The organism is Colwellia sp. BRX8-7, from assembly GCF_014077275.1.
Taxonomy (GTDB): domain Bacteria; phylum Pseudomonadota; class Gammaproteobacteria; order Enterobacterales; family Alteromonadaceae; genus Colwellia_A.
In genome coordinates, this window is sequence record NZ_JACGVP010000128.1 from 1 (window position 1) to 251 (window position 251).

Annotated in this window: 1 protein-coding gene; it reads right to left on the reverse strand. The window is 37.1% G+C overall.

The window, feature by feature from the left end; translation table 11 throughout:
• Positions 1-48: 48 nt before the first annotated feature.
• Entirely contained in the window at positions 49-159 is a 111-nt protein-coding gene (locus H4J57_RS20415; protein ID WP_182244013.1) for a PEP-CTERM sorting domain-containing protein, read from the reverse strand.
• Positions 160-251: the final 92 nt, after the last annotated feature.

Sequence of the window (251 nt, forward strand, 5' to 3'; positions counted from 1 at the left end):
GCAAATGTGACGGTACTGGTTGCTGAAAAGCACCACTACAACTTTGATTTATACTTGTCTTCTATTCATTATAATAAATATACCTAAACCTAATAACCAAATAGTGGCAGGCTCAGGTACGTCAATCGCTCCGCAACCTTGGTGTCCAATGATACTGATTGTTGCAGCAAATGTGACGGTACTGGTTGCTGAAAAGCACCACTACAACTTTGATTTATACTTGTCTTCTATTCATTATAATAAATATACCT